Source organism: Streptomyces sp. NPDC031418 (assembly GCF_055581605.1).
Genome location: NZ_JBVIJC010000010.1, coordinates 221,137 through 235,467 on the forward strand (window position 1 = coordinate 221,137; position 14,331 = coordinate 235,467).

The following is a 14,331-nucleotide window of genomic DNA, read 5'->3' on the forward strand; positions in this document are numbered from 1 at the left end:
CCTTCCCGGCCGACCCGGGCGCGGACTCAGAACAGGCTCAACAGCGCCTCCGCCGGGTCCGTCAGCCCGCCCTCGCCCCCGGGCAACGGCAGCTCGAACCAGACCGTCTTGCCCCGGGGCGTCCGCCGCGAACCCCACGCCGCACTGAGCAAGCCCACCAACTGCAAGCCCCGGCCGCCCTCGTCGGTGTCCCGGGCCCGCCGTCGCCGAGGCTGCACCAGCCCGGAGTCCCACACCTCGCACACCAGCGTCCGGTCCAGCAGCAGCCGCAGCCGTATCTCCCCCTCGCCGTACCGCAGCGCATTGGTCACCAACTCGCTGACCAGCAACTCGGCGGTGTCGACCAGCGGCTCCAGGTCCCAGCTGAGCAGCTGCCCCCGGGCGTACTCCCGCGCCCGCCCCACACTGCGCGGCTCCCGGGGCAGCGTCCAGTCGCCGACGGACTCGGCCGGCAGCCCCTGCACCCGGGCCATCAACAGCGCGATGTCGTCCTCGCCGTGATGGGTGTCCAGGGTGTTCAGGACGTGGTCGCAGACATCCTCCAGCGGGCGCGAGGAGTCGGTCAGCGCCCCGACGAACGCCTGCAAGCCCTCGTCCAGCGGATGGTCCCGGGACTCCACCAGCCCGTCCGTGTACAGCGCGAGCAGCGCGCCCTCAGGGAGTTCGACCTCGACCTCCTCGAAGGGCTCGCCCCCCACCCCGAGCGGCATCCCGGGCGGCACGTCCAGCATCAGCGCCGGCTCGCCGGGCTCGACCAGAACCGGTGGCAGATGCCCGGCGTTGGCGAACGTACAGCGTCTGGTGACGGAGTCGTACACCGCGTACACGCAGGTCGCGAGGTACACCTCGGACAGGTCGGCGTCCCGCGGCTGCCGGCCCGTACGGCCGGCCTGCCGGACCCCGCCGGGGGTGCCGAGCCCGCGCGCGATCTCGTCCAGCGCGGACAGCACCTCGGCCGGTTCGAGATCGAGCAGCGCCAAGGTCCGCACGGCGGTGCGCAGTTCCCCCATGGCGACGGCGGCGCGCAGCCCGCGCCCCATCACGTCGCCGACCACCAACGCCGTGCGGTGGCCGGGCAGTTCGATCACGTCGAACCAGTCGCCGCCGACCTCGGTCGCCGCGTTGCCCGGCAGATAGCGGCAGGCGATGTCCAGCCCGGACGCCTCGGGGTCGCCGGGCGGCAGCAGCGACCGTTGCAGTATCAGCGCCCGCTCGTGCTCCCGGCGGTACAGCCGCGCGTTGTCGATGCACACCGCCGCACGCGCGGCCAGCTCCACCGCCAGCTCGCGGTCCCGGTCGCCGAACGGCTCGCTGCCCTTGGTCCGCGCGAACTGCGCGAGTCCTACGACCGTGTCGTGGGCGACCATCGGCACGGCCAGCGTGGACTGCACCAGCCCGCCCTCCTCGGCCGGCACCCGCTGCGGGCGGGCGGTGCGCAGGGCGTCCGCGCAGGGCGAGTTGAAGGGGAAGTGGTGGACGGCGCCGACCTCGACGGGTTCGCCGGACCCGGCGAAGGGAGCGCCGGTGACCGCGCTGGCGTAGGCGACCCGGCGCAGTGCCGCGCTGCCGTCGGCGCGGCCGGGAGGGTTCTCGTCGCCGGTCAGCAGCCCCTGGTAGAGGTCGACGGTGGCGAGGTCGCAGAAGCCGGGGACGACGACGTCGAGGAGTTCCCGGGCCGTCGTCTCCAGGTCGAGGGAGTTGCCGATACGGGCTCCGGCCTCGTTGAGCAGGGCGAGGTTGCGGCGGGCGGCGGCGGCCTCGCGGGCGGCGGCGCGGCGGGCGGTGATGTCGGTGCCGAGCCAGGCGATGCCGATGGGCCGGCCGCTGCCGCTGTGCACCCGGTAGAGGTTGACGGACCAGTGCCGGCGTTCCTGCGAGCCCGGGACGAACCCCGTGACATGCATGTCGGTGATGGATTCCCCGGTCTCCAGCACCCGGCGCAGGGTGGCCGAAACCCGCTCGGCCTCACCGCGCACCAGATAGTCGTGCACACCCTTGCCCCGGTGGTCGTCCGGGGTTCCGCCGAAGACGGAGGCGAACTGCTCGTTGGCCCGACGGACCCTCAGATCCGCGTCGATGAGCAGGAATCCGAACGGGGACTGGCCGAAAATCGCCTGTGATGCGGCGAGGTCGGTCTCGATGCTGCGCAGGGTCCGGACGTCCACGACGATGCAGACGGCGGCCCGGTCGCCCTCGGCGGTCCGGGTCGGCATGACGTACACCTCGGCCAGCCCCTCCGCACCGCGCAGGCCGTCCGGCGTGTCGGGCATCCGGAAGGGCACCACACCGGTCCATTCGCGCCCGTCGAGGATCTCGGCCATCTTGCGCTGACCGCGCGCACGGAGATCGGGGTCGATGAACGCCTCGATGGGGTCCATGCCGACGGCCCGGGACGCGGGGATGCCGAAGAGCTGCTCGGCGCGCAGGCTCCACTGCTCGACCAGGCCACCGGGGCCGATGGCGAAGGACGCCACCTTGATGTAGTCGTAGATCGAGCCGGGCGGACTGCTCTGCCACAGGGCGTCTCCGGGCACCGCGGCACCCTCCGCGGCCTGGCCCCTCGCGCCGTCCGACGGGTCCTCGGACTCCGTGGCCTTCGCTGGTATCTCGCTCACGCGAACCGTCCCCTCCAGCTCACCGCGCCCGGCACCGGTCACCGGGGGCGGCTGCCCGCAGTATCCAGCACTACGGCGCCGCACGACACGGTGTTCACGATCACAGCTCGGTCCAGGTGTTTTTCGGACCGTTCCGTGACAACACTTCCCCTCTTCTAACCAGGGAACAGGCCCTCGAATCACGCACTCCCCGGCACCGCCAGCTCGAACCAGACGGTCTTTCCGCTCGCGCCGGGGCGCGTGCCCCAGGCGCGCGAGGAGCCCGCGACCAGTTGCAGGCCGCGCCCGCTCTCGTCCTCGGGCCGCGCGGTGCGTTCCCGCGGCGGGTCCGGGAGCGGGTCGGAGACCTCGACCAGCAGGGCGTCAGAGCGCCCGGTGGGGCGGACCAGCCGCACCCCGATGGGGCCGGCGGCATGCCGCAGCGCGTTGGTGACCAGCTCGCTGACCAGCAACGCGGCCAGGTCGGCGAGGCAGTCGAGGTCCCAGCCGTGCAACTGGCCCCGGACCGCGGCCCGGGCGGAGCGCACGGCGCCCGGTTCCGCGGCAAAGGTCCAGTCGGCGCAGTCGCCATCGGTGTCGATCACGCCGATCACTTCCCAGGCCAGCGAGCCCACCCTTGTCCGGTTTCGTGGGGTTAATGGGCACATACCCGATATCCAGTGGGCAGTACCGTGCGCGAGGGCGCACTGTGGCACGAACGGCGTACGCGCGGCTCGTCTGGTCGGTGAAGAAGCAGGGGGCGCAGAGACCGGGGAGCACACCGGGCGCCCTCGCCGGACAGCGGCTCAGGGGGTACGCCGTTCGGTGTCCGCGGCCAGGCGGGCGGCGGCCTCCCGGACCGCCGGGACGTCCTGGTCGAGCCAGGCCACGTCCCAGATCTCGTCCGGACCGAGCCAGCGCAGGTCGTCGTGGTCCTCGAGGGGCCGGGGCGCGGCGGAGCCGGGGCGCAGCCGGGCGGTCCACACCCGGAAGACGTACGGCGCCCGCAGGGGCCACTCGCCCGGCACCCGCTCGACCGGCTCGGCGTCGACGCCGAGTTCCTCGCGCAGTTCGCGCACCAGGGCGTCCTCGGGGCGCTCGCCTGGCTCCACCTTGCCGCCGGGCAGCTCCCAGCGTCCGGCCAGTTCGGCGGGCGCGCTGCGGCGCGCCGCGAGCAGCCGACCGCCGTCGAACAGGGCGGCGCCCACCACCACGACGGGTTCCGGCACGATCGGTTCCGGCACGATCGGTTCCGGCACGATCGGTTCCGGCCCTGAGTTCACGGACGGCATGGGTGTCATGCGTCGGAGCGTACGGGAGCGTGCGCGCGGTCAGTTCCGGAGGTCGCTCGGGAGGTCGTCCCCGTGCCGGCCGATGCGCTCGACCCAGTAGAGCTGCTTGTGTCCCCGGTCATCGAGGCTGTCGGCGATCCGCTGGGCCTCCGCGCGGGTCGCATAGCGGCCGACGCGGTAGCGGTTGCCGTTGTCGTCCTGCCGTATCACGATCCAGGGCAGGGAGACCGTGCCCTCACTCATCGCCCCCACCGCCCCCGCCCTTTCTCGCATCGCCCTTGCGTCCTGTCCCGGGCCCCCGCCGAGCCGCGTCTAAGGAAACCGCAATCCGCATATGCCCGAGCGTACGCCCAACCTTTACGGAGCGAATACGGGTTTTCACAAAGAGGTACGCAACCAGCCAGAACCCCGGGGGCGCACGGGACTGAACGCGCCGTCGTGAACACCGCTGGCCGGGTCGCGAGGCATGCCCGGGGGAACCGGGGCCACCTGGGAAAACGGCCGGATTGCAGCGGCCAGCCGGGGCTCGGCGCGGGCCGCTCGACCGGGTGCGAGGCAGCGGAGGGGCGTCAGGGGTGTGCGCCAGGGGTGCGCGTCAGAGGTCTCCGTCGCGTCCGGAGACCTCATGCGAGGGCGCGCGGAACGGGAACGGAGTGCGGGGCGGGCCTACTTCACGGGCAGGTGGTAGGCCACCCGGTACCGGTCCGCCGGGATCACCACGTCGGCGGTCTCGACGGGGCGGCCGGAGGCGTAATAGGTGCGCTGGACGACCAGCACCACATGACCGGGGACCCCGCCGAGCAGGTGCAGCTCCTCGGCGAGACCGGGGCGGGCGCCGACCTCCTCGGTGACGTTGTCCACGATGACGTCGATGGCACGCATGCGCTCCACCACGCCCATGCCGCCGAGCGGTCCCTCCTCGGGCAGCATCACCGGGGTCCGGCCGGTGACGGCGAGGGGCTCCCAGGAGGTGGAGAGCATCATCGGCTCGCCGGCCTCCCGGAACAGGTACTTGGTGCGCATGACGCGGTCGCCGGTCTGGAGCCCGAGCCGCTCGGCGATCGCGGCGCCGGCCGCGGTCTGCTCACTGCTGGACTCCCAGGTGCCGCGCACCGAGGGCTCGGCCTGCTCCTGGCGGAAGGGGGTGGCGCCGCCGGCCGGGCGGTATCCCGACCGGGCCACCCGCCGGGGCACGGGCCGCTCGCGCACATACGTCCCCGATCCGGAACGGCCCTCGACCAGCCCCTCGGCCATCAGCACCTTGCGCGCCTCCAGCGCGACCGTGTCCGAGACGCCGTACTCCTCGCGGATGCGGGCCTGGGAGGGGAGACGGGTGTGCGGCGGCAGCGAACCCTCGACGATCTTCTTGCGGAGATCACCCGCGACACGCAGGTACGCCGGCTGCTCACCGAAAGTCACTGGCCGCTCCCATCAGGTTGTACAGACAGCAACAGCCTGGCAACCGTGGGTTGTGCCGTGCAAGTGAAGGCCAGAGAATCACTCGAAGTGATGACATGACGTCCACACGGGCTTTACCCAGCCACTTTCTCCCCCGTACCGGGGGTCGCTCACACCTCCGTATGCTCCTGCCGTATCCCGAAATACCTGTTGGAGGACGACGAGTGAGCAAGGTGAGCGCCGAGACGGTCGGCCGGGTCAACGGGTTGACCGCCCGCTGGGCGCAAGCCCTGCACGAGAACACGGTGTTCTCGGCACCGGGCGTCTGGCCGCTGCTGGCCCATCTGGCCGACGGCGCGGGCGGCCCGGCCCGGGCGGAACTGTCCGCCGCGCTGGGCGTGCCGGCCGATCAGGCGGCCGCCGCGGCACGGGAGTTGCTCGCCGCGCTCCAGTCGGTGTCCGGCCTGGACACCGCGCTGGGGCTGTGGACCCACGCGCAGCTGGCGGTGCGCGAGGAGTGGCGGGCCGGGCTGCCGGCCGGCACCCACGGGGTGTTCGGGGACGACCTCGTCACCGCGCAGGAACGGCTGGACGCCTGGGCGGCCGAGCGCACCGGCGGGCTGGTCGAGCGCATGCCGGTCACCCTGACCCGGGACGCCCGCATGGTGCTGGCCAGCGCCCTGGCCCTGCGCACCGCCTGGCGCCAGCCCTTCCAGGAACTGCCGCACCGCCCGGACACCGGCCCCTGGCAGGGCCGTACCCTGCGCGGACTGCACCGCAGGATCGTACGGCCGGACCGGGTGGGCGTCACCGGCACCCCGGACGGCTTCGTCACCACGCTGACCGTGCCCGGCGACAACGGCATCGACGTCCATCTCGCGCTCGGCGAGGAACGCATGACGCCCGGTCAGGTGCTGGCGGCGGGCGTCGCCGTCGTGGAACGCACGCTCCCGGTCACGGCGGGCGGCGCCCTCCCACACGGCCACGTCGGCCCCGGGCTGCATGTGGAGCAGCAGCCGGCCATGGCGCCGGAGCCCCGCTCGCTCGATGTGCGGACGGTCGGCTTCGAGGTGCGCGCCGACCACGATCTGACCGCGACGGCGGCCCTGTTCGGCCTCACCTCGGCCCTGGACGACCGGTACGGCCACTTCCCCGGCATCAGCGACACCCCGCTGGCCGTCGGCGAGGCCAGGCAGTCGGCCGTCGCCCAGTTCGGCGCGCTCGGCTTCCGGGCGGCGGCGGTGACGGCGATGATGCCGGTGGCCGCGGGCGGCCTGCCCCAGTACCCCTACGAGACCACGGTGGTCCGCGCCTCCTTCGACCGCCCCTTCGGCTTCCTCGCGGTGGACCGCGAGACCCGCCTGGTCCTGATCGCGGGCTGGGTGACGGACCCGGCGCCTTATCCGGTGGCGGTGTCCTGATCACGGGCCCTTGACGACCTCGTGGCCGGGGCCCCGCCGAATCGCTACCGTTGAGCCATGACCGCACTGCCCGACTGGATGCGCCCGCCGCGCGAGGAAGGCTGGTTCGCGGAGGACCTGGACCGCCTCCCCGAGGCACCCCGCCACACCGAGCTGATCGACGGAGCGCTTGTCTTCATGATGTCGCCCCAGCGGTCCTGGCACGGCCGCCTCGTCACCGCCTTCACCACCACGCTCATGGCCATCGCACCCGCTGGTTTCGAGGTCGAACGAGAGATGACCATTCGTCTCGACGCTCGCAACCGCCCGGAACCCGACCTCCTCGTGGCGACCATCCCCTACGACCCCGACCGCACCTGCTACGCACCGGAAGAGGTGCAGCTCGTCGTCGAGGTCGTCTCTCCCGAGTCCGCGCATCGTGACCGCAGAGTGAAACTGCACAAATACGCGCAAGCGAAGATCCCGCACTACTGGTGTGTCGAGGAAGAAGACGGCGCCCCTGTCGTCCATGCCTACGAGCTCGATGAACCCACCGGTGCCTACGCTCCCGCCGGTATCTTCCGGGGCACCTTGAAGCGCCCCGTTCCCTTCGAGATCAACATGGATCTCGACAAGCTCGTCCCGCCGCGGGCCGATTAGCAACAGGAAAGAGGCCGGGCTCCGTCGAGCCCGGCCTCTTCCGTGGAAACGGACCGCTCACACGTTGAAGCGGAACTCCACCACGTCACCGTCCTGCATGACGTAGTCCTTGCCCTCCATGCGGGCCTTGCCCTTGGCGCGGGCTTCGGCGACGGAGCCGGTGGCGACCAGGTCGTCGAAGGAGATGACCTCGGCCTTGATGAAGCCCTTCTGGAAGTCGGTGTGGATCACACCGGCCGCCTCAGGGGCCGTGGCGCCCTTCTTGATGGTCCAGGCGCGGGATTCCTTGGGGCCGGCCGTGAGGTAGGTCTGGAGGCCGAGGGTGTTGAAGCCGACGCGGGCCAGGGTGGCGAGGCCGGGCTCGTTCTGGCCGACCGACTGGAGGAGCTCCAGGGCCTCCTCCTCGTCCAGCTCGGCGAGGTCGGCCTCGAGCTTGGCGTTGAGGAAGATCGCCTCGGCGGGGGCGACCAGGGCGCGCTGCTCGTTCTTGAAGTCCTCGTCGGTCAGTTCGTCCTCGTCCACGTTGAAGACGTAGAGGAAGGGCTTCGTGGTGAGCAGGTGCAGGTCGTGGAGGAGCTCGGCGCGCTCCGAACCCTGGACCACGCCGTGCGCGAAGAGCGTGTCGCCCTTCTCCAGGATCTCCTTCGCCTCCTCGACCGCCTTGACCTTGGGGGCCACGTCCTTCTTGATCCGCGACTCCTTCTGGAGGCGCGGAAGGACCTTCTCGATGGTCTGGAGGTCGGCGAGGATCAGCTCGGTGTTGATCGTCTCGATGTCGTCCTTCGGCGAGACCTTGCCGTCGACGTGGACGACGTTCTCGTCCTTGAAGGCGCGGATGACCTGGCAGATCGCGTCGGACTCACGGATGTTCGCGAGGAACTTGTTGCCCAGGCCCTCGCCCTCGGAGGCGCCGCGCACGATGCCCGCGATGTCGACGAAGTCGACGGTGGCCGGGAGGATGCGCTCCGAGGAGAAGATCGACGCCAGCTTGGCCAGGCGGGCGTCGGGGACACCGACCACGCCGACGTTGGGCTCGATCGTGGCGAACGGGTAGTTGGCCGCCAGCACGTCGTTCTTGGTCAGGGCGTTGAACAGGGTCGACTTGCCGACATTGGGCAGGCCGACGATTCCGATCGTGAGCGACACGTTGCGACTTCCCGTGGATGAGAGGGCCAAGAGCTGCGGGGGTGCCAGGGCCGAGGAGGGCACTCGCCGATCCCCCAGTCTACGGCGTCCCCGGCGGGTGCCTCCCGAGAGCGTCGAACGCCCGGCCAAGCCCTGCCCACCGGCGTGTCTGATGGGCGATTCGGCACATAAGCCGACCTAAGTTGGTCCAGTGGAGCAACACAGGACGCGACCCCCGAACGACGGACGGCGACGCGGCACGCCGCCCACCCCGCTGCCGCCGCAGGGCCGGCGCGGGGCGGCCGGTGAGCGCAGGCCGGGACCGGACGCGGACCGGGACATACGACGGGTGAGGGTGGCGCGCCCGGCGCCGCCGGTGCGGCGGCTGCCGAACCCCCGGCTCACCGGTCTCGGCACCGGGCTGTTCTGCCTGGCCGCGATGGTCCTGCTCGGCTGCCTGGACCAGCTGCTGTTCGACGGCGTGCCGGCGGTGTACGGCGTGCTGTTCCTGCCGGTGTGCGTGCTGACCGCGCTGTGGGTGCGCGCCGGGGACGTACTGACCGCGCCCGTCGTGGTGCCGATCGGCTTCGCCGCCGGGCTGCTGACCGTCGCCGACGGCGGCGGGGGGCTGCTTGGCCGGCTGATGGGGCTGGTCACCGGCCTGGCCACCCAGGCGGGCTGGCTGTACGGGGGGACGCTGGTCGCGGGGGTGATCGTGCTCGTACGACGGGTGGGCTGGGTGCGGCAGCGGCAACGGCAGCGCCGGACCGGCTGAACCGCCGGTCCGGCTCACGGCTCCCGGCTCAGCACTCCTGGGCGGCTCTCATCGCCGCTCCCACGATCCCCGCGTCGTTCTGGAGCTGGGCGGGCACGATCTCGGCCTTGACGCCCTCGATGTAGTGCAGGAACTTGGCCGCCTTGCGGCTCACCCCGCCGCCGATGACGAACAGCTCCGGCGAGAACAGCATCTCGACATGGGCCAGGTACTTCTGGACCCGGCGCGCCCACTGCTCCCAGCTGAGGTCGTGGTCCTCCTTGGCCTTGCTGGAGGCCCGCTTCTCGGCGTCGTGGCCGTGCAGCTCCAGGTGGCCCAGCTCGGTGTTGGGAAGCAGGACGCCGTCCACGAAGACGGCGCTGCCGATGCCGGTGCCGAAGGTGAGCAGGACGACCGTGCCCCGTCTGCCCCGGCCGGCGCCGAACTGCATCTCGGCGACGCCCGCCGCGTCCGCGTCGTTGACCACGGTCACCGGCAGGCCGCCCAGCCGGGAGCCGAACAACGCGCGCGCGTCCGTGTCGATCCAGCCCTTGTCGACGTTCGCCGCCGTACGCACCGTGGACCCGCCGGTAACCACTCCGGGGAAGGTCAGCCCGACCGGGCCGGTCCAGCCGAAGTGGTCGATCACCTGCTTGACCCCGTCGGCCACGCCGTCGGGCGTCGCCGGGTGCGGGGTGAGCACCTTGCAGCGCTCCTGGGCCAGCTCGCCCTTGTCCAGGTCCACAGGGGCGCCCTTGATCCCGGATCCGCCGATGTCCACGCCGAAGATCTGCATGGCCCTACGTTACGACGGACGACTGACAGTCACGCCCCGATCGGTCCGCGAGCGTCGGCTCAGACCTCGGAGGTACCGCTTCCGCCGCGCGCGGCCACCAGGGCGGCGGCCTCCTCGCGCAGGTCGCGGCGGAGCTCCTTGGGCAGCGAGAAGGTGATGGACTCCTCGGCCGCCTTGACGATCTCCACATCGCCGTAGCCGCGCTCGGCGAGCCACTGGAGGACCTCCTCGACCAGGACGTCCGGGACGGAGGCGCCCGAGGTGACACCGACGGTCGTCACGCCCTCCAGCCAGGCCTCCTCGATCTCGCTGGCGAAGTCCACCAGGTAGGCCTCGCGGGCGCCGGCCAGCTTGGCGACCTCGACCAGGCGCTTGGAGTTGGAGGAGTTGCGCGAGCCGACCACGATGACCAGCTCGGCCTCGGAGCCCATCTGCTTCACGGCGAGCTGACGGTTCTGGGTGGCGTAGCAGATGTCGTCGCTGGGCGGCGAGACCAGCCCGGGGAACTTGGTCTTCAGGGCGTCGACGGTCTCCATGGTCTCGTCCACGGAGAGGGTGGTCTGCGAGAGCCAGACGACCTTCGACGGATCGCGGACCTCGACCTTGGCGACGTCCTCGGGGCCGTCCACCAGCTGGATGTGGTCGGGGGCCTCGCCGGAGGTGCCGATGACCTCCTCGTGGCCCTCGTGGCCGATCAGCAGGATGTCGTAGTCCTCGTTGGCGTACCGGACGGCTTCCTTGTGGACCTTGGTGACCAGCGGGCAGGTGGCGTCGATGGTGGCGAGACGGCCCTGCCTGGCCTCCTCGTGCACGGCCGGCGCGACACCGTGGGCGGAGAACATGACGATGTTGCCGGGCGGCACCTCCTCCGTGCGCTCGACGAAGATCGCGCCCTTCTTCTCCAGGGTCTGCACGACGTACTTGTTGTGGACGATCTCGTGCCGGACGTAGATCGGGGCCCCGTACTGCTCCAGGGCCTTCTCGACGGCGATCACGGCGCGGTCCACACCGGCGCAGTAGCCCCGGGGGGCGGCGAGCAGGACACGGCGGCCAGAGGAAGCGGTCATGCGCCCCATCGTAAGGGCCGCCCGCGATCGGCCGCACAGAGATCGCGTCGCGGGGTACCGGCGGAAAGACTAGGAGGGGTACGCCGACCGGGAGGTGCGCATGTTCGCCGGCACGCATACGACGCCGACGCCGTCCCCCGCCGACGAACACCACCGGCTGCGGCGCAGCCTCGGCTTCCGCGACCTGGTGGTCTACGGGCTGCTGTTCATCGCGCCCATGGCGCCGGTCGGCGTGTTCGGCACGCTGGACGCCAGGTCGCACGGCGCGGTGGCGCTGGTGTACCTGGTGGCCACGGTCGCCATGGCGTTCACCGCGTTCAGTTATGCGCAGATGGTGCGGGTGGTGCCGCAGGCCGGGTCGGTGTTCGCCTACGCGCGCGCGGGGCTCGGCCCGGGCGCGGGGTTCATCGCGGGGTGGATGGCGATGCTGGACTACGTGCTGATCCCGGCGGTGGCCTATCTCTTCTCCGGGATCGCCCTGCACGCGCTGGTCCCCGGGGTGTCCCGGTGGGCGTGGACCGCGCTGGCCGTGGTGGTCACGACGCTGCTGAACCTGTGGGGGGTGCGGGCCGCCGCGCTGGTCGGGTTCCTCGTGCTGGTCCTGGAGGTCGTGGTCCTGCTGGTGTTCGTGGTGTCGGCGGTCGTGGTGCTGGCGCGGGACGGGGCGCAGCGGGGGCTGTGGTCGCCGCTGTCCGGGGACGGCAGCCAGGGCGCGTTCGCGCTGTCGGCGGTGCTCGGGGCGGTGTCGGTGGCGGTGCTGTCGTATCTGGGCTTCGACGCGATCGCGACCTTCGCGGAGGAGGTCGGCGGGGGCTCGGCGAAGGTGGCTCGGGCGCTGCTGTGCTGTCTGGCGCTGGCCGGGGTGCTGTTCGTGGCGCAGACCTATCTGGTGGCGCTGCTGGAGCCGACGACGTCCGCGCGGCTGGCGGCCGAGCCGGTACGGCAGGGGCCGGCCTTCTACGACGCCGTGGACGCGTCGGTCGGTGGCTGGCTGCATGATCTGGTGGCCGCGAGCAAGGCGGTCGGGGCGGCGTTCGCCGCGCTGGCGGGGCAGGCGGCGGCCGGCCGGCTGCTGTTCGCGATGGGCCGGGACCGGCGGCTGCCGCGGGCGCTGGCGCGCACGGATGCGGGGGTTCCGCGGGTCGCGTTGCTGGTCTCGGCGGTGATCACCATGGTTGCGGCGGTGTGGGCGGCGGGGCGCGGGGACGGGCTGGACAAGCTGGTGTCGGTGGTCGACATCGGGGCGCTGACCGCGTTCACGCTGCTGCACGCGAGCGTGGTGGGGTATTTCGGGCGGCGCCGGGCGGGGTGGAGCTGGTGGCGGCATGGGGTGGTGCCGGTGGTGGGCGCGGGGGTCACGGTGGCGGTGATCGCGGAGGCGAGCAGGGCGGCGCAGGTGGTGGGGGCGGTGTGGCTGGTGTGCGGGCTGGGGGTGCTGGTGGCGCAGTGGCGCGGGAGCGGCGCCCCTTAGGGGCGCGGGGAACTGCGCGAACGGCCACGAGGGAGCCGCACTCCTCGGACGACCGCGAGCCCCACGGCGGGAGGGACCCGGTGCCAGAGAGGCCGACGGCGCGGGGCTGCGCCCCTTAGGGGCGCGGGGAACTGCGCGAACGGCCACGACGGAGCCGCACTCCTCGGACGACCGCGAGCCCCACGGCGGGAGGGACCCGGTGTCACAGGGGACCGTTACGCTCGGCGCATGGCTGTGAACACGTCCCCCGAAGCCCCGCTTCCCGTCGGGGAGGTCTCCCGGATGATCGGGGGCTGGATCGACCGGCTCGGCGCCGTCTGGGTCGAGGGGCAGATCACACAGTTGTCGCGGCGGCCCGGTGCCGGGGTCGTCTTCCTGACGCTGCGCGATCCGTCGCACGACATCTCCGTGAGCGTGACCTGCTACCGGCAGGTGTTCGACGCGGTCGCGGACGTCGTCGGGGAGGGCGCCCGGGTCGTCGTCCTGGCGAAGCCCGAGTGGTACGCGCCACGGGGGCAGCTGTCGCTGCGGGCCGCCGAGATAAGGCCGGTCGGCGTCGGCGAGCTGCTGGCCCGGCTGGAGCAGCTGAAGAAGGCGCTCGCGGCCGAGGGGCTGTTCGCGCCGGAGCGGAAGAAACCGCTGCCGTTCCTGCCGCAGCTGATCGGGCTGGTCTGCGGACGCGCCTCCGCCGCGGAGCGGGACGTGCTGGAGAACGCCCGGCACCGCTGGCCCGCCGTCCGCTTCGAGGTGCGCAACGTCGCCGTGCAGGGTGTGCACGCGGTGCCGCAGGTCGTGCAGGCGGTGAAGGAGCTGGACGCCCTGGAGGACGTGGACGTCATCATCGTCGCGCGGGGCGGCGGCAGCGTGGAGGACCTGCTGCCGTTCTCCGACGAGCAGCTCGTCCGGGCGGTGGCGGAGTGCCGTACGCCCGTGGTGTCGGCGATCGGGCACGAACCGGACAGCCCGCTGCTCGACCACGTCGCCGATCTGCGGGCCTCGACGCCGACGGACGCGGCCAAGAAGGTCGTACCGGACGTCGGTGAGGAGCTCGAGCGGGTGCTGATGCTCCGGGACCGCGCCCGGCGCTGTGCGCGCGCGTTCGTGGAGCGGGAGGAGCGGGGGCTGGCGCATGCGCTGGGCCGGCCGTGCATGGAGGATCCGCACCGGATGCTGGACGAGCGCGCCGATCAGGTGGCCGCCCTGGCGGAGCGGGGCCGGCGCACCCTCGGTCATCTCCTCGACCGGGCGGACTCGGAGCTGTCGCACACGCACGCGCGTGTGGTGGCGCTCTCCCCCGCGGCCACGCTCCGGCGCGGCTACGCGGTGCTGCAGAAGGCCGACGGGCATGTGGTGCGCGATCCGGCCGAGGTGACGGGCGGCGAGGCGCTGCGGGCCCGCGTCGCCGACGGTGAATTCACAGTGAAGGTGGGCGAATGACGAGCAAGGTGGACGAGGCGCTGTCGTACGAGCGGGCGCGGGACGAGCTGATCGAGGTGGTACGGCGGCTGGAGGCGGGCGGTACGACGCTGGAGGAGTCCCTCGCTCTGTGGGAGCGCGGCGAGGAGCTGGCCAAGGTGTGCCGGCGCTGGCTGGAGGGCGCGCGGGCCCGGCTGGACGCGGCACTGGCCGAGGAGGAGGAGAGCGAGTAGGGCGCCGGCGGGACTCGGTCCGCGTGAGGCGGGTCACCCTGGCCAGAGGTTGGTTGAAGGTTAAACCTCATTGCCGTAGGGTCGTACCCGTCAGCCGGTCCGCACCCCGGACCGGACGCGCATCC

General features: G+C 72.2%; 14 protein-coding genes. 6 read left to right on the forward strand and 8 right to left on the reverse strand.

Features of this window, described 5'->3' with window-relative positions:
* Nucleotides 1–26: 26 nt before the first annotated feature.
* From ACZ5CZ_RS16970 to ACZ5CZ_RS16990, 5 genes are all read right to left on the reverse strand, one after another.
* Nucleotides 27–2,615 carry a SpoIIE family protein phosphatase gene (locus ACZ5CZ_RS16970; RefSeq protein ID WP_385840233.1) on the reverse strand — a complete coding sequence of 863 codons (2,589 nt, stop codon included), beginning with the start codon at nucleotides 2,613–2,615 and terminating at the stop codon, nucleotides 27–29.
* A 179-nt stretch (nucleotides 2,616–2,794) separates the two neighbouring features.
* A complete protein-coding gene (locus ACZ5CZ_RS16975; RefSeq protein ID WP_385840234.1) occupies nucleotides 2,795–3,229 on the reverse strand; it encodes an ATP-binding protein in 435 nt (144 codons plus the stop codon).
* Between the two features lie 171 nt (nucleotides 3,230–3,400).
* Complete coding sequence (locus ACZ5CZ_RS16980; protein WP_385840331.1) at nucleotides 3,401–3,823, reverse strand: (deoxy)nucleoside triphosphate pyrophosphohydrolase; 423 nt, start codon at nucleotides 3,821–3,823, stop codon at nucleotides 3,401–3,403.
* Between the two features lie 102 nt (nucleotides 3,824–3,925).
* Nucleotides 3,926–4,159 (reverse strand): SPOR domain-containing protein, encoded by a 234-nt coding sequence (locus ACZ5CZ_RS16985; RefSeq protein WP_385840235.1) that lies wholly within the window; start codon nucleotides 4,157–4,159, stop codon nucleotides 3,926–3,928.
* 393 nt (nucleotides 4,160–4,552) lie between these two features.
* Nucleotides 4,553–5,305 carry a GntR family transcriptional regulator gene (locus ACZ5CZ_RS16990; RefSeq protein WP_385840237.1) on the reverse strand — a complete coding sequence of 251 codons (753 nt, stop codon included), beginning with the start codon at nucleotides 5,303–5,305 and terminating at the stop codon, nucleotides 4,553–4,555.
* A 161-nt stretch (nucleotides 5,306–5,466) separates the two neighbouring features.
* Between ACZ5CZ_RS16990 and ACZ5CZ_RS16995 the strand changes: the two genes are divergently transcribed.
* A complete protein-coding gene (locus tag ACZ5CZ_RS16995) occupies nucleotides 5,467–6,705 on the forward strand; it encodes a serpin family protein (protein ID WP_468943402.1) in 1,239 nt (412 codons plus the stop codon).
* A 57-nt stretch (nucleotides 6,706–6,762) separates the two neighbouring features.
* Nucleotides 6,763–7,344 carry a Uma2 family endonuclease gene (locus tag ACZ5CZ_RS17000; protein WP_385840239.1) on the forward strand — a complete coding sequence of 194 codons (582 nt, stop codon included), beginning with the start codon at nucleotides 6,763–6,765 and terminating at the stop codon, nucleotides 7,342–7,344.
* A gap of 57 nt (nucleotides 7,345–7,401) precedes the next feature.
* Here the strand turns inward: ACZ5CZ_RS17000 and ychF are convergent, their stop codons facing one another.
* Nucleotides 7,402–8,490, reverse strand: coding sequence for a redox-regulated ATPase YchF (gene ychF, locus ACZ5CZ_RS17005; RefSeq protein WP_385840240.1), 1,089 nt, complete (start codon nucleotides 8,488–8,490; stop codon nucleotides 7,402–7,404).
* Between the two features lie 190 nt (nucleotides 8,491–8,680).
* Here ychF and ACZ5CZ_RS17010 point away from each other — a divergent pair, with 190 nt between their 5' ends.
* Nucleotides 8,681–9,244 carry a DUF6542 domain-containing protein gene (locus ACZ5CZ_RS17010; RefSeq protein WP_468943405.1) on the forward strand — a complete coding sequence of 188 codons (564 nt, stop codon included), beginning with the start codon at nucleotides 8,681–8,683 and terminating at the stop codon, nucleotides 9,242–9,244.
* A 28-nt stretch (nucleotides 9,245–9,272) separates the two neighbouring features.
* Here ACZ5CZ_RS17010 and ppgK read toward each other — a convergent pair whose 3' ends face one another.
* Together ppgK and ACZ5CZ_RS17020 are read right to left on the reverse strand one after the other, a co-directional pair.
* Complete coding sequence (gene ppgK / locus ACZ5CZ_RS17015) at nucleotides 9,273–10,019, reverse strand: polyphosphate--glucose phosphotransferase (RefSeq protein WP_468943408.1); 747 nt, start codon at nucleotides 10,017–10,019, stop codon at nucleotides 9,273–9,275.
* A gap of 59 nt (nucleotides 10,020–10,078) precedes the next feature.
* Nucleotides 10,079–11,095 (reverse strand): 4-hydroxy-3-methylbut-2-enyl diphosphate reductase, encoded by a 1,017-nt coding sequence (locus tag ACZ5CZ_RS17020; protein ID WP_468943411.1) that lies wholly within the window; start codon nucleotides 11,093–11,095, stop codon nucleotides 10,079–10,081.
* Nucleotides 11,096–11,186: 91 nt separating this feature from the next.
* Between ACZ5CZ_RS17020 and ACZ5CZ_RS17025 the strand changes: the two genes are divergently transcribed.
* The 3 genes from ACZ5CZ_RS17025 to ACZ5CZ_RS17035 all read left to right on the forward strand — a co-directional run bounded on the left by ACZ5CZ_RS17025 (nucleotide 11,187) and on the right by ACZ5CZ_RS17035 (nucleotide 14,206).
* Nucleotides 11,187–12,557, forward strand: coding sequence for an APC family permease (locus ACZ5CZ_RS17025; protein WP_468943414.1), 1,371 nt, complete (start codon nucleotides 11,187–11,189; stop codon nucleotides 12,555–12,557).
* Between the two features lie 228 nt (nucleotides 12,558–12,785).
* Entirely contained in the window at nucleotides 12,786–13,994 is a 1,209-nt protein-coding gene (gene xseA, locus ACZ5CZ_RS17030; protein WP_468943416.1) for an exodeoxyribonuclease VII large subunit, read from the forward strand.
* Complete coding sequence (locus ACZ5CZ_RS17035) at nucleotides 13,991–14,206, forward strand: exodeoxyribonuclease VII small subunit (protein WP_385840247.1); 216 nt, start codon at nucleotides 13,991–13,993, stop codon at nucleotides 14,204–14,206. The genes xseA and ACZ5CZ_RS17035 overlap by 4 nt, the downstream gene beginning before the upstream one ends.
* Nucleotides 14,207–14,331: the final 125 nt, after the last annotated feature.

Coding starts and splice junctions, on each gene's coding strand:
- ACZ5CZ_RS16985 (WP_385840235.1), bottom strand. CDS start 4,159: ATGCGAGAAAGGGCGGGGGCGGTGGGGGCGATGAGTGAGGGCACGGTC.
- ACZ5CZ_RS16995 (WP_468943402.1), top strand. CDS start 5,467: ATGCTCCTGCCGTATCCCGAAATACCTGTTGGAGGACGACGAGTGAGC.
- ACZ5CZ_RS17000 (WP_385840239.1), top strand. CDS start 6,763: ATGACCGCACTGCCCGACTGGATGCGCCCGCCGCGCGAGGAAGGCTGG.
- ppgK (WP_468943408.1), bottom strand. CDS start 10,019: ATGCAGATCTTCGGCGTGGACATCGGCGGATCCGGGATCAAGGGCGCC.
- ACZ5CZ_RS17020 (WP_468943411.1), bottom strand. CDS start 11,095: ATGGGGCGCATGACCGCTTCCTCTGGCCGCCGTGTCCTGCTCGCCGCC.
- ACZ5CZ_RS17025 (WP_468943414.1), top strand. CDS start 11,187: ATGTTCGCCGGCACGCATACGACGCCGACGCCGTCCCCCGCCGACGAA.
- xseA (WP_468943416.1), top strand. CDS start 12,786: ATGGCTGTGAACACGTCCCCCGAAGCCCCGCTTCCCGTCGGGGAGGTC.
- ACZ5CZ_RS17035 (WP_385840247.1), top strand. CDS start 13,991: ATGACGAGCAAGGTGGACGAGGCGCTGTCGTACGAGCGGGCGCGGGAC.